The organism is Jannaschia maritima, assembly GCF_030973515.1.
In the GTDB taxonomy this organism is placed as follows: Bacteria; Pseudomonadota; Alphaproteobacteria; order Rhodobacterales; family Rhodobacteraceae; genus Jannaschia; species Jannaschia maritima.
On the sequence record NZ_JARGZA010000021.1, the window covers coordinates 1 to 19,372 of the forward strand.

17 protein-coding genes are annotated in these 19,372 nt (G+C 71.4%); 13 read left to right on the top strand and 4 right to left on the bottom strand.

Annotated features, from left to right (window positions below):
• Nucleotides 1-72: 72 nt before the first annotated feature.
• Nucleotides 73-1,086 carry a porphobilinogen synthase gene (hemB, locus tag P0084_RS16175; protein ID WP_308917966.1) on the top strand — a complete coding sequence of 338 codons (1,014 nt, stop codon included), beginning with the start codon at nucleotides 73-75 and terminating at the stop codon, nucleotides 1,084-1,086.
• 200 nt (nucleotides 1,087-1,286) lie between these two features.
• Entirely contained in the window at nucleotides 1,287-2,996 is a 1,710-nt protein-coding gene (locus P0084_RS16180) for a methyl-accepting chemotaxis protein (RefSeq protein ID WP_308917917.1), read from the top strand.
• A 181-nt stretch (nucleotides 2,997-3,177) separates the two neighbouring features.
• On the opposite strand, the gene P0084_RS16185 is transcribed toward P0084_RS16180, so the two are convergent.
• Nucleotides 3,178-5,646: a penicillin acylase family protein gene (locus P0084_RS16185; protein WP_308917918.1), complete on the bottom strand. Its 2,469-nt coding sequence runs from the start codon at nucleotides 5,644-5,646 to the stop codon at nucleotides 3,178-3,180.
• 74 nt (nucleotides 5,647-5,720) lie between these two features.
• On the opposite strand from P0084_RS16185, the gene P0084_RS16190 reads away from it, so the two are divergent.
• Nucleotides 5,721-6,599, top strand: a complete 879-nt coding sequence (locus P0084_RS16190; RefSeq protein WP_308917919.1) for an NAD(P)-dependent oxidoreductase — start codon at nucleotides 5,721-5,723, stop codon at nucleotides 6,597-6,599.
• Nucleotides 6,600-6,637: 38 nt separating this feature from the next.
• On the top strand, nucleotides 6,638-7,525 hold the full coding sequence (locus tag P0084_RS16195) for a mechanosensitive ion channel family protein (RefSeq protein ID WP_308917920.1): 888 nt from the start codon (nucleotides 6,638-6,640) through the stop codon (nucleotides 7,523-7,525).
• Nucleotides 7,526-7,559: 34 nt separating this feature from the next.
• Here P0084_RS16195 and P0084_RS16200 read toward each other — a convergent pair whose 3' ends face one another.
• On the bottom strand, nucleotides 7,560-8,756 hold the full coding sequence (locus P0084_RS16200) for a hypothetical protein (RefSeq protein WP_308917921.1): 1,197 nt from the start codon (nucleotides 8,754-8,756) through the stop codon (nucleotides 7,560-7,562).
• Nucleotides 8,757-8,993: 237 nt separating this feature from the next.
• Between P0084_RS16200 and P0084_RS16205 the strand changes: the two genes are divergently transcribed.
• Nucleotides 8,994-10,154, top strand: coding sequence for a M20 aminoacylase family protein (locus P0084_RS16205; protein WP_308917922.1), 1,161 nt, complete (start codon nucleotides 8,994-8,996; stop codon nucleotides 10,152-10,154).
• Between the two features lie 16 nt (nucleotides 10,155-10,170).
• Here the strand turns inward: P0084_RS16205 and P0084_RS16210 are convergent, their stop codons facing one another.
• Complete coding sequence (locus P0084_RS16210; protein ID WP_308917923.1) at nucleotides 10,171-11,730, bottom strand: AMP-binding protein; 1,560 nt, start codon at nucleotides 11,728-11,730, stop codon at nucleotides 10,171-10,173.
• Nucleotides 11,727-12,224, bottom strand: coding sequence for a hypothetical protein (locus P0084_RS16215; protein ID WP_308917924.1), 498 nt, complete (start codon nucleotides 12,222-12,224; stop codon nucleotides 11,727-11,729). The genes P0084_RS16210 and P0084_RS16215 overlap by 4 nt, the downstream gene beginning before the upstream one ends.
• 127 nt (nucleotides 12,225-12,351) lie before the next feature.
• On the opposite strand from P0084_RS16215, the gene moaA reads away from it, so the two are divergent.
• The 8 genes from moaA to hydA all read left to right on the top strand — a co-directional run bounded on the left by moaA (nucleotide 12,352) and on the right by hydA (nucleotide 19,371).
• Complete coding sequence (gene moaA, locus P0084_RS16220; RefSeq protein WP_308917925.1) at nucleotides 12,352-13,371, top strand: GTP 3',8-cyclase MoaA; 1,020 nt, start codon at nucleotides 12,352-12,354, stop codon at nucleotides 13,369-13,371.
• The gene (locus P0084_RS16225) at nucleotides 13,364-14,023 is read left to right on the top strand and encodes a ferredoxin (protein WP_308917926.1); all 660 of its coding nucleotides are present in this window, start codon (nucleotides 13,364-13,366) and stop codon (nucleotides 14,021-14,023) included. The genes moaA and P0084_RS16225 overlap by 8 nt, the downstream gene beginning before the upstream one ends.
• Nucleotides 14,014-14,481, top strand: a complete 468-nt coding sequence (locus P0084_RS16230) for a SixA phosphatase family protein (protein ID WP_308917927.1) — start codon at nucleotides 14,014-14,016, stop codon at nucleotides 14,479-14,481. Before P0084_RS16225 ends, P0084_RS16230 begins: the two co-directional genes overlap by 10 nt.
• Nucleotides 14,482-14,577: 96 nt before the next feature.
• Nucleotides 14,578-15,156: a hypothetical protein gene (locus P0084_RS16235; protein WP_308917928.1), complete on the top strand. Its 579-nt coding sequence runs from the start codon at nucleotides 14,578-14,580 to the stop codon at nucleotides 15,154-15,156.
• Nucleotides 15,157-15,328: 172 nt separating this feature from the next.
• On the top strand, nucleotides 15,329-16,618 hold the full coding sequence (locus P0084_RS16240) for a Zn-dependent hydrolase (RefSeq protein WP_308917929.1): 1,290 nt from the start codon (nucleotides 15,329-15,331) through the stop codon (nucleotides 16,616-16,618).
• Between the two features lie 2 nt (nucleotides 16,619-16,620).
• A complete protein-coding gene (locus tag P0084_RS16245) occupies nucleotides 16,621-17,655 on the top strand; it encodes a glycosyltransferase family 2 protein (RefSeq protein WP_308917967.1) in 1,035 nt (344 codons plus the stop codon).
• A complete protein-coding gene (locus tag P0084_RS16250; RefSeq protein WP_308917930.1) occupies nucleotides 17,652-17,897 on the top strand; it encodes a hypothetical protein in 246 nt (81 codons plus the stop codon). The genes P0084_RS16245 and P0084_RS16250 overlap by 4 nt, the downstream gene beginning before the upstream one ends.
• A gap of 10 nt (nucleotides 17,898-17,907) precedes the next feature.
• Nucleotides 17,908-19,371, top strand: coding sequence for a dihydropyrimidinase (hydA, locus tag P0084_RS16255; protein ID WP_308917931.1), 1,464 nt, complete (start codon nucleotides 17,908-17,910; stop codon nucleotides 19,369-19,371).
• Nucleotide 19,372 lies beyond the last annotated feature (1 nt).

Genomic DNA, 19,372 nt, shown 5'->3' on the forward strand with positions numbered 1-19,372 from the left:
GCGAGCTCCGCGATCGCCACCTCGTCGGGGGTGCCCAGGTTGATGGGTGCGCCCTCGTCGTGCGGTGCCTCCCTGACCCCCACCGTCCCCCCCGCCCCCCTGGCCCTGTCGCGTCCCCGCCACCTGCGCCGCACCGCCGCCCTGGGGGGGCTGGTGCGCCAGGATCGCCTCCATGCCGACGACCTGATCTGGCCCCTTTTCGTGCGCGACGGCGAAGGCGTACTGGAGGAGGTGCCGTCGATGCCCGGCGTCGTGCGCCGGTCCGTGGACCGGGTCGTGGACGCCGTGGGCGAAGCGCAGGCCCTCGGCGTGCGCACGATCTGCCTGTTCCCGTACACCGACGCGTCCCTGAAGACGGAGGATTGCGCGGAGGCCTGGAACCCGGACAACCTGTCGAACCGCGCCACCCGCGCAGTCAAGGCGGCGTTCCCCCAGGTGTCGGTGATGACGGACGTGGCGCTCGACCCCTACAACGTGAACGGGCACGACGGGTTCGTCCGCGACGGCGTGATTCTGAACGACGAGTCGGTGGAGGCGCTGGTTCGCATGGCCCTGTCGCAAGCGGAGGCGGGCGCCGACATCATCGGGCCGTCGGACATGATGGACGGGCGCATCGGCGCCATCCGCCGAGCCTTGGAGGGCGCGGGCCACCGGGACGTGACGATCATGTCCTATGCCGCGAAGTACGCCAGCGCGTTCTATGGTCCGTTTCGCGACGCGGTCGGCGCATCCGGCGCGCTGACGGGGGACAAGAAGACGTACCAGATGGACCCGCTCAACGGAGACGAGGCCCTGCGCATGATCGCGCGCGACCTGGATGAAGGCGCGGACATGGTGATGGTCAAGCCCGGTCTGCCCTATCTGGACGTGTGCCGTAGGGCAAAGGACACGTTCGCCGTGCCGACCTTCGCGTACCAGGTGTCGGGCGAGTACGCGATGATACGCGCGGCGGCGGCGCAGGGCTGGATCGACGGCGAGAAGGCCATGATGGAAAGCCTGATGGCCTTCCGCCGCGCGGGCTGCGACGGGGTGCTGACCTATTTCGCGCCGGAGGCGGCGGGGCTGATCGCGAAGGGATGGGAATGAGGCGCGTGCCGGTCGCGCGTGCTGGTTCGACCGGGGATGTCCCCGGACCGGATCGGATGCGGCGCGGCGCGGGGACGCGGACCGATGGACCGTCCCCGTTCGGGCGTTCGCGCGTCGCCTGGACTTAACCCATTCGCAAGGCTGCCGCGTGCAGGACGGGACGGGCCCAGGAACGCCCGGCCCGGAGAAGTGCGATCGCGATGACGAAGGACCTCCCACCCCTGATCGAGCAGCGCCCCCGCCTGGAGGCGGAGATGCTGGTGCTGGAGCTCGTCATAAATTTCTGCTTCATCGGGCTGATCTGGCTGCTGACCGACGTCAGCGTCCTGCCTCTCATGGTCGTGACCCTGACGCTCAATCCGCTCGCCTACCTGCTGGGACGCCGGTTTCCCCGGCATAGCAGCGTGTTCCTCGGTCAGGCGCTCAGCGTGCAGACGATGACCTTCATCGTGGTCCTGTCGGAGACGCCGTGGCACATGACGGCTCATTTCTACCTGATGGTCGCCCTGGCGGTGATCGCACTGATGTCCAGCATGTCCGCGCTGATCCTGGCCAGCGGGACGATCGTCGCATTCTACGTCGTGGTGGGATCGATAATGCCGGGCTGGGTCTATCCGACCGACGACACCTACACGAACGTCCTTCACGCCGTCGGGTACTGCGCGGGGATCCTGATCGTGTCCTATCTGATGGGACGTATGCTGCATCTGCGGGCGCAACTGGATGCTCAGACGGCCAAACGCCAGGAGACGGCGGACGAGGCCCTGGCCGCGTCCGCCGAGGCGCAGGCCGAAGCGGACCGTCAGGCGAAGGCCGCCGATGGGGAACGTCTGCGCGCGGTGGAGGCGCTGGCCCGCGCGGAGGAGGCCGTCGCCACCGCGACCGCGGAGGCGGATCGCGCGCAGGCAGCGGAGGCGGATGCCGCCGCCACCCGCGAGCGGGAGGCCGCGCGGGCGGCCGCGAGCCTGGCGGAACAGGATGCCGTGCTGAGCACGCTGCGGAGCGCGCTGACCGCGCTTGCGGCGGGCCGACTGGATGCGCGGATCGACGCGATGCCCGACGGGTTCGCGCAGCTATCGCGGGACTACAACGACGCCGTCGCGTCCCTGGCGCGGGCCATCGCCACCGCATCCGACCGGATCGTCCGGATCCGCGCCGAGACCGAGGACATCGTCGCCCTGTCGGCCCGACACAAGGTCCTGGACGACGGGCGTGTCGCGGGCATGGACGTCTTCGTCGCCGATCTGAGCGCGGTGCGCGACACGATCGTGGCGACGGCGGCCGACGCGCGGGCGGCGGTCGACAGCGCCGCGGTGATGGACCGCACCGTGGAGGCCGGGTCCGGGGTGCTGCGAGAGGCGACGGAAGCGATGGACCGGATCGAGGCCGCGTCCGCGGAGGTGCGCAGCGTCACCGCCCTGATCGAGGACATCGCGTTCCAGACCAACCTACTCGCATTGAACGCGGGCGTGGAGGCGGCGCGCGCCGGCCCGGCGGGCCGCGGCTTCGCCGTGGTCGCCACGGAGGTTCGGGCGCTCGCGCAGCGGTCCGCCGACGCCGTGGCCCAAATCGGCGACATCCTGCACCGGTCGGAAGGCCATGTCCGCACGGGGGCGGCCCTGATGGTGCAGACGGGCGAACGGTTCGCCGAGATCACGGCCGGCGTCGGCGCGACGTCCGACCGCCTGACGGCGGTGGCGGACGCGGCCACCCGCCAGGCCGACGGGATCGGCGCCTTGAGCGAACGGGCGACCACCGGCAACGCGGCCGACACGCAGGCCAACGCCGATCGCAGCGGGACCCGCCGCGACGCGCTGACGCGACTGCAGGCTCTGGCGCGCGAGGTCGAGGAGGCGGTCGGCGCCTTCTCCGTCCAGTCCGCGCCCAAGCGGGGGGACCGAGCGGCCTGAAGGGTTCGTCGTCGGGGCGCCGCGGGCGCGGTGCGACCGTCGCGCCGCGGGACCGGACGCACCGTCCGCATCCAGGGAAAGGCGTCCAGCCCGTCGTGGGCCGCCGAACGTCCGGCGCGGACCGAACGGGGCACCTTCTGAGCCTGTCCGCCCGCGGCGGAGGGAGCGCCCCGACCGATCCTCAGGGCGTCCGCCCGGATGCCGGCACAAGGGTCGTCACGCCCACGGCGCCCGCGCGCGCGAGGGCGGGGTCGAGGGTCATGGGAACGTATTCCCCCCGTCGCCACAGCTCGCCCAGGTCGTCGTAATGGCGTGACAGGGGATGGCCCGACTGGCCCGTGGACGTCACGAAGACGCTGCTTTCGGGATCGGCGAAGTCGTACACCCCGCGATACACGGCGGCATGGACGTTCGCGAAGGGGAATGGCCCGTCCCCCGACATGCGTCCGCGCAGCAGCGTGTCGTCCCCGCCGGAGGTGGATTGCCGGATGTTCACCACCCAGCCCAGGCCCGGCACGTCGCCCAGGACGCGGTGGTCGTGGCGCGCCTCGTGCGCGTCGCCCCAGCGCCAGCCTTCGACCGTGGGACCATAGCGGTCTTGCAGGTCCTGGAGGGCGGCGTCGAGCGACAGGCGCGCGATGTCGGCGCAGGTCTCGACCGCGGTGGACTGGACCACGTCGCACCAGGCGGCGGCGCCCCCCTCGTCGCGGAACACGCGTTCCAGGAACAGCGGGTCGAGGCGGCGGTACGCGTCCGCCAGCGGACCCAGGTCGTCGCGGATCAGGCGGTCCTGCAGGCTGCGCATCCAGGCGGCGTAGATCAGGGGTTCGGGCAGGTGCTCCGACATCTCGCCGTTCCAGGCGGCCAGCAGCGCCAGCGCGGTCTGGCGGCGGCGTTCGGGCGTGTCGGCCGCCGCCGCCCCGCCCGCGAACCACAGGTCGCGCCCCACCAGCGGCAGGAGCGTGCGCGCGGCGTTGGACACGGTGTCGAGCTGCGCCCCGATCATGCTTTCGCGGGTGTGGACCTCGCGCCGGCCCATCAGGCGCTGCATCCGCTGGACGCGCTGCGTGTCGCCCCAGTGATAGCTGATGTGCGCGGGAAAGGGCCGGTCCACGGTCTTGTTGTTCGTGTTGCCCAGGATCCCCTCCGGCGGGTCCAGCCAGACGGGGTTGGCGTCGGCGGGCATCAGGCCGCGCCAGCGGTTCGCGGGCACCCAGCCCGGGGCGGGGATGCGACCCTTCGACTGGTGGTCGGGGTGGCGATCGGGCTGGCGGCCCGCCACCGTCATGGCGACCCGTTCGCGGTCCGCGAGGAGAAGGTTGCTGGCGGGGGCGACGAAGTGGGTCGCGGCCTCCAGCCCCTCCTCGACGTCGCGGGCGCGCATCAGGTCGAGCGCGCCCTTCAGCGACGTGTCGCCCGGCTGCAGGGCGGTCCAGGCCAGGGCCGCGACGTGGTCGCGGGGGGTGACCGCGCCCAGGTCGTATTGCGCGCCGGTCAGGATGGGGCCGTTGCGCGACCGACGCAGGGTCAGGCGCACGGGCTCGTCGTCGGCGATCTCGATGATGGACTGGGCGGAGCGGAACGGCAGCCAGCCGTCCTCCGTCAGGTACTGGTTCGGGTCATCGGGGTTCAGGCGTTCGATCAGGACGTCCTGATCGTCGAGATAGGCGGAGGTGATGGCCCAGCCCAGATGCTCCGACCGTCCCACGAAGATCGCGGGCATGCCGGGCACGGTGCCGCCGATCACCCCGCCCGTCGAGAGCTGCAGCCGCGCCAGGTAGAACAGCGTCGGCGCGGACAGGCCCAGATGCGGGTCGTTGGCCAATAATGCGCCGCCCGACGCGGCGTGGGCCGCGTCCACCGCGAAGGCGTTCGACGCGCCGGCCATGCCGCGCACGGGGATGGGCCAAAGGTCGCGGCCGCCCGCCTCGGCGGTGCGGATGTGGGGGTCGAGTCCGTCGCGCAACGCATGGGCCAGCACGGCGGTCCCGTCGCCGGGCACGTCCGCATGCAAGTCCGCCAGCCGTTCGGGCGGCAGCACGAGCGAGGCGCGAGCGCGCAGCGATTCCTCCGCCGCGTGGCCGGTCAGCTGAAGGGCCAGAAGCTTGCCCACGGCCAGGGAATCCGCCGGCCGCCAGGGGGCGATCTGGGGGGGGAACACGAAGAACTCCGGCGCGCCGCGGCCTTCGGCGTCGGCGTTCACCGCGCGGATCCGGGCGTTCACCCCGGCGGCATAGGCGCGCAGCACGGCCATCGTGTCGTCGTCCTGCGCGCGCACCGCCGCCACGGCGGCGTCGAAGACCCCGATCCGGCGCATCAGCTCGTCCGTGCGCAGGGTGCGGGGACCGAACAGTTCCGACAGGCGGCCCTGCGCGGTGCGGCGCAAGAGCGTCATCTGCCATAGCCTGTCCTGGGCGTGCGCATAGCCCAGCGCGAAGAACGCGTCCGCGTCGGCGGCGGCGAAGATATGGGGTATGTTGTGCGTGTTGCGCACGATCTCGACCGGGCCGGACAGGCCGGCCACGGGAATCGTGCGGTCGTAGTCGGGCAGGCTGCGCGACGCGAGCCAAGCGGCGAAGCCCACGACGCCCCCGATCAGCAACAGCCCCGCGACCACCGCGCGGAAGATCCAGCGGAACGCGCGCTCCATGCGTTCAGACCTGTTGCCCCGACCCCATTCCCCGGGTCTAACGGCGCCCATACCGGATGCAAGGGGAGGTCGAGATGGCGAGATGTGCGTTCCTGGGGCTGGGGGTCATGGGCTTCCCGATGGCGGGGCACCTGGCGGCGGCGGGGCACGAGGTAACCGTGTACAACCGCACGCGGTCCAAGGCGGAGGACTGGACGGCGCGGCACGGCGGGCGAGCCGCGGGCACGCCGGCCGAGGCGGCGGAGGGCGCCCGGTTCGTGATGGCCTGCGTGGGCAACGACGACGACCTGCGCGGGGTCTGCGAGGGGCCGGACGGGGCCTTCGCGGGCTTGGCGCCGGGGGCCACCTTCGTGGACCACACCACCGTCAGCGCGGAGGTCACGCGCGCCATGGCCGAGATCGCGGCCGAAGGGGACGCGGCCTTCGTGGACGCCCCCGTCAGCGGCGGGCAGGCCGGGGCGGAGAACGGGCAGCTGGTCGTCATGTGCGGCGGCCCGCAGGACGCCTACGATGCGGCCGAACCGGTGATCGCGGCCTATGCCAAGGCCTGCCGCCGGATGGGGGACACGGGCGCGGGACAGCTGACGAAGATGGTCAACCAGATCTGCATCGCGGGCCTGCTGCAGGGGCTGGCCGAGGGGCTGACCTTCGCGCGCAGGGCAGGGCTGGACGGCGAGGCCGTAATCGACGTGATCCAGGGCGGGGCCGCCGGATCCTGGCAGATGGTCAACCGGCACGCCACGATGCTGGCGGACGAGTACGACCACGGCTTCGCGGTCGACTGGATGCGCAAGGACCTGGGCATCTGCCTGCGCGAAGGGGACGCGATGGGCGCCCCCCTGCCCGCCACGGCGCTGATCGACCAGTTCTACAAGGACGTGCAGGCGATGGGCGGGGGGCGTTGGGACACGTCCAGCCTGATGGCACGGCTGGAACGGCTGTCGAAGGAATGAGGACCGGAACCGCCCCCGCCCGGTCCGGTTGACCCGCCATGGATGACGAGGCCCGCACGCAGGTCGACGCCGATCCCGGCCTGATCCTGCAGAAGCTCGACGAATGGGTGGACGGGTTCTTCCGCTTGCTGCCCAACATCGTCGTGGCGCTGGTGCTGTTCGCCCTGTTCGTCGGGCTGGCGTGGTTCGTGGCGTGGTCGGTACGCCATTCCGTGCGGTCGAAGTCCCGGGCCGACCTCGCGGCCGTGCTGGGCAGCGTCGCGAAGTGGCTGGTGATCGCCACGGGCCTGCTGCTGTCGCTGACGGTCGTGACGCCGTCGCTGCGGCCCGGCGACCTGATCGCGGGGCTGGGCCTGGGGTCGCTGGCGATCGGCTATGCGTTCAAGGACATCCTGCAGAACCTGCTCGCGGGGATCGTGATCCTGTATCGCCAGCCGTTCCGCGACGGCGACCAGATCGTCGTGGACGGGGACGAGGGCACGGTCGAGCACATCGAGACGCGCGCCACGAAGATCCGCACCTATGACGGGCGGCGCGTCGTGGTCCCGAACTACGACATCTTCACCGGGGCCGTCATCGTGAACACCGCGTTCGAGGCGCGCCGCACGCAGGCGGACTTTCCGATCGGCCTCGACGAGGACTGGGCCCGTGCGGTGGAAGTGGCGCGGGATGCCGCGATGGGGGCCGCCGGCGTGGTGGACGATCCCAGCGCCGACGCGCAGGCGCAGGAGGTCGCGGACTTCGCCAAGGTCGTGCGCGTCCGCTGGTGGTCGGCGCCCGCGCAGAAGGACGTCATCGCCACCGCGTCGAACGTGCGCCTCGCCGTCGAACGGGCCTTGCGGGATGCGGGCTTCACGTTGCCCGACCGTCGCGCGATCCATGTGCGGAACGAGGACGGGGCCGCCCGGGGCGCCCCCGACGGTTGAGGCCGCCGCCCGTGGCGGGCGGCGGGATCGGAGTTCACGCCAGGACGAGGCCGTCGTAGTAGTCGGCGATCACGGCTTCGACCGCCTGGCCTTCCAGGATCAGCGTGTCGGTGTTGCCGCCATTGGTCGAAAGCTCGACCACCATGAAATCGTCGCCAGCCGCCCCGCCGAACGTCACGTCGACGTCGTTGGCGCCATCGTGGGCCAGTGCGTTGAAGACGAAGGTATCGACGTCCGACACGTTCAGCTTGTTGCCGCCACCATGGCTATCCAGGCTCTTGGTTTCGGCCGCATCGAAGAACACCTTGCCCCTGTGACCGCCCCACCAGACGGAACCGCCGTCATCGGTGTCGAGGTAGGCGGTGGCGGACTTGTTGTCCTTCGTGTCCAGGTTCGTCCCGAACCCGAGCGACGCGCCGAACCCGTCCAACGCGGCCGCGATCTCGTCGCCATGCAGGACCAGCGTTTCCGTCGTGCCCCGATCGGAGCGAAGCTCGATCACGATCGCGCCGTCGTCGTTCGATACGAACTCCAACCCGTCGTAGTCGGCAAGGCCGAACTTCTCCTCGAGGGCGGCGTTCACCAAGGCGACCGCGTCCTCGTCCTGGAACGCGTTTCCGACACGGTCGAACAGGCCGACGACGTCGTCCGACCAGTTCTTGTCATGGCTCCAATAGAAGCTCTCGCGGTCGTTCGCCAACGTGAACTCGTAGACGCCGATGCCGTCGTCGCGGTCGCCGTTGTTGATGTGCATCGCGCCGAGGGCCGCGGCCACGCCTGACGGATCGTCGGCGGCTACCTGCGTCATGGCGTCGAGGACGTAATCCGCGTCGAACTTCAACAGATCCGACGACCGGCTGCCGTCGACCTGCAGGGTCAGGTTGTAATCGCCGCCCTGCTTGTAGAAGGCGGACAGGGAGATGCCGTCGTCGCCCTCGATCGCTTCCCGCAGCAGCGCGACGAAATCGTCGGACGCGTTGCCCTGTCCATCATGGAGGTCCAGCAACTTGCGGCTCTCGCCGTCGCCGTTGTTCGCCTCGCCCCATTGGGTAAGGCCGTCGTTCGTCTTTGCGATCCCCTTCAGGACGGTCGCGACGTCGGACGTGCCGCCGATGCCCAGGGCAGTTACGCTTTCGGCAATCTCGTAGGTCTTGGCGCGGTCGCCCGTATCGATCACGGATGTGGACTTGGTGAGCACCTTCGTGCTCGCGGTCGGATCGTGCCAGCTCATAATGTCTTTCCCTTCGTTCCGCCCAAGCGGGGGCGGTCATCCGAACCAAATCGTCGGACGATATTTTCTGTTTGAAAGCATACGGTTGCATGCGGCGTGCGGACGAAACTTGCCTAACTAGGCGGATTACCGCCACCCAAAAGGTTAACGAAAATTAACGATTCCGGGATTGCGGCGATGCGCACCCATTGCGGTCGCGCCCCGCGACCGGCATCGTCCCGTCCGGAGGTGCCGCCCATGCCCGTCAAGAACCGCTTCAGCGAATGGCTGCCCGAGATCACGGCCTGGCGCCGCGACATCCACGCCCATCCCGAGCTTGGCTACGACACGCACCGGACGGCGGCGCTGGTGGCCGACAAGCTGCGGGCCTTCGGGTGCGACGAGGTCGTGACCGGCATCGGCCGCACGGGCGTGGTGGGCGTGATCCGGGGCCGGCATCCGGGCGACGGCGTGGTCGGCCTGCGCGCGGACATGGACGCGCTGCCCATCGAGGAGGCGACCGGCGCGGACCATGCCTCCACCATCCCCGGCAAGATGCACGCCTGCGGCCACGACGGGCACACCGCGATGCTCCTGGGCGCGGCCCGTTACTTGGCGGAAACGCGCAACTTCGCGGGCACCGCAATCGTCGTGTTCCAGCCGGCGGAGGAAGGCGGCGGCGGCGGCCTGGCCATGTGCGAGGACGGGCTGATGGACCGCTTCGGCATCCAGGAGGTGTACGGGATGCACAACTGGCCCGGCCAGCCGCAGGGCCGGTTCTCCATCCGGCCCGGCCCGTTCTTCGCGTCCACCGACGAGTTCACGCTGCAGGTCCGGGGCGTGGGCGGGCACGCCGCCAAGCCGCAGATCGCCGTGGACACCACCTTGATGGGCGCGCATCTCGTCACCGCGCTGCAGAGCATCGCCTCGCGCAACGCCGACCCCGTGGAACAGGTCGTCGTGTCGGTCACGTCGTTCCGCACCTCCAGCGACGCCTACAACGTCCTGCCGTCCGCGGCCGAGCTGCGGGGCACGGTGCGCACGATGGACGCGGGCCAGCGCGACATGGCCGAACGGCGGATCAAGGCGATCGCGGCGGGGATCGCCGCCACATTCGGGGGCGAGGTCGAGGTCCGGTACGACCGCAACTATCCCGTGATGGCGAACCACGACGCGCAGACCGCCTTCGCCGCCGACGTGGCCCGCGACGTCTCGGGCGATTGCGGCGACGCGCCCCTCGTGATGGGGGGCGAGGACTTCGCCTATATGCTGCTGGAACGGCCCGGGGCCTATATCCTGCTGGGCAACGGCGACAGCGCCCCGGTCCACCACCCCGAATACGACTTCGAGGACCAGATCATCCCGGCGGGCTGTTCCTGGCTGACCGGGCTGGTGGAGCAGCGGTTGAAGGCGGCCTGAGCGGGCAGCGCCGCCCTCACCCCCCGTCCCGCAGCGCGGCGCGCCTGATCTTGCCGGTGGGCGTGGTCGGCAGGGCGTCGCGGAAGTGGATCGCGCGGGGGGCCATGTGCGGGCTCAGGCGGGTGCGGACAAGGTCGATCAGCGCCGCCGCCAGGGCGTCGGACGGGTCGGCCGCGACGACGAAGGCGGTCAGCGCCTGTCCGCGCACGGGATCGGGCAGGCCCACCACCGCGGCCATCACGACGGACGGATGGGACGTCAGGCAGACCTCCACCTCCGTCGGGCCGATCCGGTATCCGGCGGAGTTGATGACGTCGTCGTCCCGCGCGTGATAGCGGACCACCCCGTCCGGCAGCGCGACCCCCAGGTCGCCCGTGCGCAGCCAACCGTTCCGCCACTTCGCGGCGGTGGGCGCGGGCCGGTTCCAGTACCGCAGGAACGCCGCCGCCGACCCGCGGGCGCAGATCTCGCCCACCGCGCCCACCGCGACCGGCACGCCACCGCCGTCCTGCACCTGCACCTCGCAGCCCGGCACCGCGCGGCCCAGCGTGCCCGGCACCGTGTCCTGCGTGCCCGCGCAGGACGCCAGCACCAGGTTGCATTCGGTCTGGCCGTAGATCTCGTTGACGGGCACGCCCAGGCGGTCGCGGCCCCATTCGGTCAGGTCCGCGCCCAGCGCCTCGCCCCCCGACATCACGGCGCGCAGCGACAGCCCCGCGGGCGGCTCCGTCCGGCGCAGCATCCGCAGGGCGGTGGGGGGCAGGAACGCGATCGTCACGCCCTCGTCGCGCATCAGGGCCCAGGCGGCGTCCGCGTCGAACTTGGGGAACCGCTTCGCGACCAGGGGGACGCCGTGGAACAGGCAGGGCATGGCGATGTCCATCAACCCGCCGATCCAGGCCCAGTCCGCGGGCGTCCAGCCGACGTCGCCGGGTCGGGGCATCCCTTCGAACGCCAGCTCGACGCCAGGCATGTGGCCCAGAAGGAAACGGTGTGCGTGGAGCACGCCCTTGGCCGCGCCCGTCGTCCCGGAGGTATAGATCACCATCGCCGGATCCTCCGGACCCAGGGGGGCGGGCTCGACCGCGCCCTCCGCCGGCAGGGCGTCGGCGTCGACCGCCACGCGCAGATCCGGCAGGTCCAGGGCGGCGACGCGGGCCAGGCCGTCGGCGTCGGACACGATCGCCACCGCCCCGGAATCGGCCAGCCGATAGCGCAGGGCATCCGCCCCGAACAGGACCGTCAGGGGGAGCGAGATCGCGCCCAGCTTCATCGCGGCGAAATGGGCGACCATGACCTCCGCCCGCTGCGGCAGGAGGATCGCGACCCGGTCGCCCGATCCGACCCCGTGCCGGGCCAGGTCTGCGGCCAAGGCGTCCGAGGCCCGCTTCAGGTCGCCATACGTCCAGACCCGGCGGTCGCGGTTCAGATCCACGATCGCCGAACGGTCGGGGTCGCGGGCGGCCCAGGCGTCGCAGCAGGCGGTCGCGATGTCGAAACGGGGGGGCAGATCCCAGCGAAACGCGGCGCGCAGCTCGTCCCAGGGACGCAGCGCGGGGATCAGGCGGCGGTTCACCCGCCGACGCGGGCCAGGGTGACGGGGTGCAGTCCAGCCAGGGGCAGCCCCAGCGCCTGAAGGGCGGACAGGCTGATCTGGGCGCCGCCCGCGCCGCCCAGCGGGCGCAGCGTCAGCGCGATGCCGGTGCCGCCCGCCGCGGTGGCCTTGCCCGCCACCTCCGCCGATACGAGGTCGGTCTTGACCCAGAGCCCGGGTTCCGCCGGATCGCCCAGCGCCACCGTTTCGGTGCCCAGATCGGCCGACGCGGCGGAGGCGGCGACGATGCGGGCCTGCTGCTTCTCGGCCTCCGACACGGTGTCCAGCGCCTCCGCCCGGGCGGTGACGCGGGACGGGGGCGCGACGACGGTGGCGCCGCCCCCGGTGGGGGCGGCGGCGATCTGGCCGGTCGGGGGCAGGATGATGGGCGCGGGCTCGGCCGGGCCCTCCTCCTCCCGGAAGAATCCGCAGCCGGTCAGGACGGCGGAAAGAAGGACGATGGTCAACAGACGCATGGCGGGGGCGTTTCCTTTCGTTGGTCGCGGTCGCGGGATCGATCCTAGCGGACCGGGCGCCCGTGTCAGCCCCGCGCGGAGCAGGCGCCGCCTTGTTCGCCGCCGCCGCCGGGGCTAGCTGAGGGGGATGGATCACGCCGCCCCCCTGATCGACCCGTTCGCCCGCGCGATCACCTATCTTCGGGTGTCGGTCACGGACCGGTGCGACTTCCGCTGCACGTACTGCATGGCCGAGCACATGCAGTTCCTGCCCAAACGCGACCTGCTGACCCTGGAGGAGCTGGAGCGGCTGTGCACCGCCTTCGTGCGCCTGGGCGTATCCAAGCTGCGCATCACGGGCGGCGAGCCCCTGGTCCGGCGCAACGTCATGTCCTTCTTCGAGGGGATGTCCCAGCACCTGGGCGCAGGCCTGGACGAGCTAACGCTGACGACCAACGGCTCGCAGCTGGACCGCTTCGCGGGCCCCCTGGCCGCCTGCGGCGTCCGGCGAGTGAACGTATCGCTGGACACGCTCGATCCGAACAAGTTCCGGGCGATCACGCGATGGGGCACGCTGGACAAGGTCCGCCGCGGGATCGACGCCGCCCGGGACGCGGGGATGCGGATCAAGATCAATACGGTCGCGCTGAAGGGCTTCAACGAATCCGAGCTGTTCGACCTCGTGTCGTGGTGCCGCGCGGAGGACATGGACCTGACCTTCATCGAGGTCATGCCGATGGGCGACATGGGCGACGGCACCGACGGGACGCTGCGGCTGGACCAGTACTGGCCCCTGCGCGACCTGCGCGCGCGACTGGCCGAACGTTTCGCATTGACCGATCTGCCGGACCGCACGGGCGGGCCTGCCCGCTATGTTCGTCTGGACGGGACGGGACCGCGCCTGGGCTTCATCACGCCGCTTACGCACAACTTCTGCGAATCGTGCAACCGCGTGCGCGTCACCTGCACGGGGCAGCTGTTCATGTGCCTGGGGCAGGAGGACGCCGCCGACCTGCGCGCGGCCCTGCGGGGGGGCGCCGGGGACGGGGCGTTGGAGGACGCGATCCGGTACGCCATCGCGCGCAAGCCCAGGGGGCACGACTTCGACTATTCTCGGCAATCGGTCGGCGGGCGCATGTCCCGCCACATGAGCCATACGGGTGGCTGACGGGCCCGGCGGGCGGACGCTCCCGTCCGGCGGGGACATGCCGGACGACGGGATCGCGGCGGATGCGGCGGCGCGGGGGCTGACGGTGCTGGGCGAGGCATCCGCGGACGGGGCCACGGTGGTCCTGCTGGGGCCGGACCCCGCGCGGTTCTGGGACATCCTGCGCCGATCGCCGGAATGGAACGATCCCGATCCGGTCGACGCCTGGTCCCGGCGGCAGGTCGCGGCCCTGGCGGCGGCGTGGGGCGGCACCCCGCGGTTCCCCTTCGGCGAACCGCCCGAACCCTTCATGCGCTGGGCGTTGGGCAGCGGACGCTGCCATTCCAGCCCCGTGGGGATGCTGGTCCACGACGCCCAGGGTCTGATGGTCAGCTTCCGGGGCGCCGTCGAACGGCCCCTCCCGTCGGACGGCCCCGTTCCCACGCCCTCGCCCTGCGCCTCCTGCGACGCCCAGCCCTGCCGCACCGCCTGCCCCGTGGGCGCCCTGACGGCGGGGGGCTACGACGTTCCGGCCTGTCGCGCCTACGTGGCGTCCGAAGCTGGGCGGGATTGCCGGATGCGGGGCTGCCGCGTGCGCCGCGCCTGCCCCGTCTCGCCGCCCCGGCCCGATGCCCAATCCGCCCACCACATGGAGGCCTTCCTGTGCGAGTGATCCTGCTGCGCCATGCCAAGTCGTCCTGGGACGACCCGTCGCTCGACGACCGCGACCGCCCGCTGAACCGGCGCGGCCGCGACGCCGCGGCGCGGATCGGCGCCTGGCTGCGGACCCACGCGCCGGAGCCCGACCGCATCCTCGTGTCGCCCGCCGCCCGCACGCGCGAGACGTGGGACGCGCTGGGCCTGCCAGGCACGCCGGAGCATCCCGACGCCCTGTACCTGGCGGAAGCGGACGCGATCCTGGCCGCCCTGCCCGCGCGGGGCTGCGTCCTGGTGGTCGGCCACAACGACGGCATGGCGCGGGCCGCGCGGCGCCTGTGCGCCCGGCCGCCGAACCATCCCGATTTCGACCGCTTCCCCACGGGGGCCTGCCTGATCCTCGACTTCGCGGACGCCCCGGCTTGGGGCGAAGGCCAGGTGGCCGCCTTCGTCACGCCGGACGACCTGGCCTGACAGGTCTGCAACCCCGCCCTCCGGTCCCGGCACGGTTGCCACGCCCCCCCGGTCGGGCGGCAGGAACGGTCCCATTGCAATTATGGGATATTCGTCATGCATCGGCCCGTTCTCGCCGTCACCGCCCTCCTCGGCCTCCTGACCATCACCGGTTGCACCGCCCGTCCGCCTGGAACGGACGCGGGCACGCGCGGGGCGGACGCCGCCGTTCCGACGCGGGCCGTCGCGCTGCGGGAGAGTGCGCGCGAGGCGTCGGACCGCGGAGGGGACGGCTTCGGGGAGGACGCGATCGCGACGCGCGCGGGCGTCGCGACGCCGGTTCGCCCCGTCTTCGAGGCCATCACGAGGCCGATCGAGGTGCGACCGGCCCCCGAACCGCGGTTCTTCGAACCTCCGTCCGGCGGCGGCAGGTATTCTGGCATCGAACTCGACCCCATCCGCACCGGCGGGATCTCCATGCCGCGCTTCGACCGCACGGAGCTGTCGATCCCGCCCGACGTCGAGGAACCGGCCGTCGTCGAGCCCCCCGCCGCGCCCTCGAACGGTCCGGCCACACCAGAACCGGATGTCGCGGGCGGCACGCCGCCCGCTGGCGGACCGGCGGATCCCGCCCCGACAGGCGCCGCCGTCGCGTCCGACCCGGTCGCGGAACAGGCCGGCGGCGAACTCTTCTGATCGGACCCGACGCCGATCCGGGCGCCAAGCCGTCGGTCGACCGCCGGGCGGCGTCCGGATCGCCCCGCAGACACGCACCGCGATGCGGCGCATGCCCCCTATCCGATTGACACCCCGGCCCGGCTGCGGTCCCCTCCCCCCGATCCCGACCGCGAACCCGGAGAGCAGCGCCATGGCAGACGGAACGCCCGACACCCCCGACGGATCCGCCCCGCCCGCCACCAACCTGCGCACGGACCCCGACCGGCTGTGGGACAGCCTGATGGAGATGGCGAAGATCGGCCCCGGCGTCGCGGGCGGCAACAACCGCCAGACCCTGACCGACGCCGACGCCGACGGCCGCGCGCTGTTCCAGCGCTGGTGCGAGGCCGCGGGCTGCACCATGGGACTGGACGGCCTGGGCAACATGTTCGCCCGACGCGACGGCACCGACCCGGACGCGAAGGCCGTCTATCTCGGCAGCCACCTCGACACGCAGCCCACGGGCGGCAAGTACGACGGCGTGCTGGGCGTCCTGGGGGGGTTGGAGGTCCTGCGCACGCTCGACGACCTGGGCGTCCGGACCCGGCGTCCGATCGTGGTGGCGAACTTCACGAACGAGGAAGGCACCCGCTTCGCCCCCGCGATGATGGCGTCGGGCGTCTTCGCGGGCGTCCACGACCAGGCCTGGGTGGAGGACCGGACCGACGCCCAGGGCCTGCGCTTCGGGGACGAGCTGGACCGCATCGGCTGGCGCGGCGACGAGCCCGTGGGCGCGCGTGCGGACGACATCCACGCCTTCTTCGAGCTTCACATCGAGCAGGGGCCCATCCTGGAAGTTGAAGGCAAGGACATCGGCGTCGTCACGCACGGCCAGGGCCTGTGGTGGCTGGAGGTGACGCTGACGGGCAAGGAATCGCATACGGGGTCCACGCCCATGGACATGCGCGTGAACGCGGGCCTCGGCATGGCACGCATCACCGAACTGGTGCACACGGTCGCGATGGACGCCCAGCCCGCCGCCGTGGGCGCGGTGGGCCATTGCGACGTCCACCCCAACAGCCGCAACGTCATCCCCGGCAGGTGCGTCTTCACGATCGACATCCGCAGCCCCGACCGCGCCAAGCTGGACGGCATGAAGGCCCGGATCGAGGCGGAGGCCACAAAGATCGCCGCCGACCTCGGCCTGGGGATCGAAATCCAGGACGTCGGCCATTTCGACCCCGTCACTTTCGATCCGGACTGCGTCGCCGCCGTCCGCGACGCCGCGCAGGCGCTGGGCTACGGCCATATCGACATCGTGTCGGGCGCGGGCCACGATGCGTGCTGGATCAACCGCGTCGCCCCCACCGCCATGATCATGTGCCCCTGCGTGGACGGCCTGTCCCACAACGAGGCGGAGGAGATCACGAAGGACTGGGCGCAGGCGGGCGCCGACGTCCTGCTGCACGCCGTTCTGGCGAAGGCGGAGGTCGTGACGTGAACATGCTGACGCGGGTGCCCCGCCGCCTCCGGTCGCGGTGGCAGCACCACCAGGAACAGCGCGCCATCCGCAACTCGCTGCGGGTGCTGCACGGGCCCGATCACGTCGATCTGGGGGCGACGGACGTGGCCGTCGTCATGCTGGGGCGGAACCTGTCCTACTACATCCGGGCCAGCCACGAGCATTACATGGCGCTGGGCGCGCGGCACCTGTTCCTGGTCGACAACGGCTCGACCGACGACACGCGCGAGATCGCCGCCACCCTGCCGCACACCACCGTGATCCGCTCGGACGCGGACTTCCGCACGCACCAGACCGAGATGCGCCGCTATGCGGTGGAACGGTTCGTCCGGGCGGGCTGGTTCCTCGTCGTGGACGGGGACGAGATCCTCGACTACCCGAACCGGGACCGCCTGTCGCTGCCGGGCCTGACCGGGCGGCTGAACGAGGCGGGCTGCACCGGGCTGATGGCCGCCATGCTGGAGATGGTGCCCGAAGGGCCCATCGCGACCGCCTCCGACGTGTCCTTCGCGGACGCGCTGCGGACCTATCGCCGCTGCAGCACGAACGACATAAGCACGGTCGCCTATCACGACCCCACCCATCACCTGGCGGCGTTCCTAGCCGCCAACACGCTGACCAACCCGGACGTCGTGCTGCAATACGGCGGCCTGCGCCGCACCCTCTTCGGCGAGGATTGCGCCCTCTTCAAGCATCCGCTTTGCCGGTACGGGCCCGGCGTCGACGCCTGCTATCACCCGCACCTGTCGCTGGGCTTGCGCCTGGCGCCCTGCACGGTGCCGCTGAAGCACTACAAGTTCACCGACGACGTCGTGGCGCGCGAACGCGGGCGCCTGGCGGAGGGGCGGGCGTCGAAGGCCGTGGCGTCCGAGATGGGCAGCCGGCTCGAACGCCTCGCCAACGACCCCACCTTCGAGATGACCGTACCCGACATGCTCGAAGACCCGTCCTACGACGAGCTGCGCGCGCGCGGCTTCGTCGTCGCGGACGAGGACGGCATGGCGCTGTTCCGATGACCCGCGCCGCAACGGCCCTTCTGGCCGCCCTGGCGCTGGCCGCCTGCGCGCCCCCGCCCGCGGCGCTGGACCCGGCGGGCTTCGCGCCCCTGGACCACACGCCGCCCCTGGCCGCCCGCGCGCTGCTGCCCCGCGGCGTCACCGCCGACGACATGCGCATCCGGCGCAACTGCTACGCCTATGCGTTCCGGGGCGCCCTTTATCCCGTCCGCCGCCCCGACGGCGGGCAGTACTGCATCTGAAAGGTCCCCCATGTCCAAGGTCATCAAGAACGGCACGGTCGTCACGGCCGACATGACGCGGCGCGCCGACGTCCTGATCGAGGGCGAGCGCATCGCCGCCATCGGCGAGGGCCTGTCGGGCGACGAGGTCATCGACGCCACCGACGCCTATGTCATTCCGGGCGGCATCGACCCCCACACGCATCTGGAGATGCCCTTCATGGGCACCACGGCGGCGGAAACGTTCGAATCCGGCACCTTCGCCGCCGCCGCGGGGGGCACCACCATGCTGGTGGACTTCTGCCTGCCGGGCGAGGACGGCAGCCTCCTCAGCGCCATCGACGCGTGGGACGCCAAGTCCCGCGACCAGATCTGCTGCGACATCTCCTATCACATGGCGATCACCGGCTGGAACGAGGGCATCTGGACCGAGATGGAGGCCGTGGTGAAGGACCGCGGCATCAACACGTTCAAGCATTTCATGGCCTACAAGGGCGCCCTGATGGTCGAGGACGACGAGATGTTCGCCTCGTTCGGGCGCTGCGCCGAGCTGGGCGCCCTGCCCCTGGTCCACGCGGAGAACGGGGACATCGTCCAGGAGCTGCAGCAGAAGTACCTGGCCCAGGGCATCACCGGCCCCGAGGGCCACGCCTATTCCCGCCCGCCGGAGGTGGAGGGCGAGGCCGCCAACCGCGCCATCATGATCGCCGACGCCGCCGGCACACCCCTCTACATCGTCCACGTGTCATGCGAGCAGGCGCACGAGGCCATCCGCCGCGCCCGTCAGAAGGGGATGCGCGTCTATGGCGAGCCGCTGATCCAGCACCTGACGCTGGACGAATCCGAGTACTTCGACAAGGACTGGCAATACGCGGCGCGACGGGTGATGTCCCCGCCGTTCCGGTCGAAGGAGCATCAGGACGGCCTGTGGGCCGGCCTCGCCGCAGGCAGCCTGCAGGTCGTCGCCACCGACCACGCCGCCTTCACCGACGAACAGAAGCGCATGGGTGTCGACAACTTCGCCATGATCCCCAACGGCACGGGGGGGTTGGAGGAACGGATGGGCATGCTCTGGACGAAGGGCGTCGAAACCGGCCGCCTGACGCCGGAGGAGTTCGTGGCCGTCACGTCGACCAACATCGCCAAGATCCTCAACGTCTATCCCACGAAGGGCGCCATCCATGTGGGCGCCGATGCCGACCTCGTCGTTTGGGACCCGTCCATCCACCGCACGGTCAGCGTCGCCAACCAGAAGTCCATCATCGACTACAACGTCTTCGAAGGCATGGAGCTGCGCGCCGCCCCCCGCTATACCCTGTCCCGTGGCGACGTCATCTGGGCGCACGGGCAGAACAGCCAGCCCCGGCCGGGACGCGGCAAGTTCGTGCGCCGCCCCCCCTTCGCCAGCACCGGCAGGGCGCTCAGCACGTGGAAGGCGCTGAACACGCCGCGCAAGATCGAGCGGGACCCGATGAACATCCCCGCGGGGGTCTAGC

What these genes read in the sequence shown, in the direction of transcription:
- P0084_RS16205 (WP_308917922.1), top strand. Translation starts at nt 8,994, where the DNA reads ATGCCCGTCAAGAACCGCTTCAGCGAATGGCTGCCCGAGATCACGGCC.
- P0084_RS16185 (WP_308917918.1), bottom strand. Translation starts at nt 5,646, where the DNA reads ATGGAGCGCGCGTTCCGCTGGATCTTCCGCGCGGTGGTCGCGGGGCTG.
- P0084_RS16250 (WP_308917930.1), top strand. Translation starts at nt 17,652, where the DNA reads ATGACCCGCGCCGCAACGGCCCTTCTGGCCGCCCTGGCGCTGGCCGCC.
- P0084_RS16240 (WP_308917929.1), top strand. Translation starts at nt 15,329, where the DNA reads ATGGCAGACGGAACGCCCGACACCCCCGACGGATCCGCCCCGCCCGCC.
- P0084_RS16180 (WP_308917917.1), top strand. Translation starts at nt 1,287, where the DNA reads ATGACGAAGGACCTCCCACCCCTGATCGAGCAGCGCCCCCGCCTGGAG.
- P0084_RS16235 (WP_308917928.1), top strand. Translation starts at nt 14,578, where the DNA reads ATGCATCGGCCCGTTCTCGCCGTCACCGCCCTCCTCGGCCTCCTGACC.
- hydA (WP_308917931.1), top strand. Translation starts at nt 17,908, where the DNA reads ATGTCCAAGGTCATCAAGAACGGCACGGTCGTCACGGCCGACATGACG.
- P0084_RS16245 (WP_308917967.1), top strand. Translation starts at nt 16,621, where the DNA reads ATGCTGACGCGGGTGCCCCGCCGCCTCCGGTCGCGGTGGCAGCACCAC.
- P0084_RS16215 (WP_308917924.1), bottom strand. Translation starts at nt 12,224, where the DNA reads ATGCGTCTGTTGACCATCGTCCTTCTTTCCGCCGTCCTGACCGGCTGC.
- P0084_RS16190 (WP_308917919.1), top strand. Translation starts at nt 5,721, where the DNA reads ATGGCGAGATGTGCGTTCCTGGGGCTGGGGGTCATGGGCTTCCCGATG.
- P0084_RS16195 (WP_308917920.1), top strand. Translation starts at nt 6,638, where the DNA reads ATGGATGACGAGGCCCGCACGCAGGTCGACGCCGATCCCGGCCTGATC.
- moaA (WP_308917925.1), top strand. Translation starts at nt 12,352, where the DNA reads ATGGATCACGCCGCCCCCCTGATCGACCCGTTCGCCCGCGCGATCACC.
- P0084_RS16200 (WP_308917921.1), bottom strand. Translation starts at nt 8,756, where the DNA reads ATGAGCTGGCACGATCCGACCGCGAGCACGAAGGTGCTCACCAAGTCC.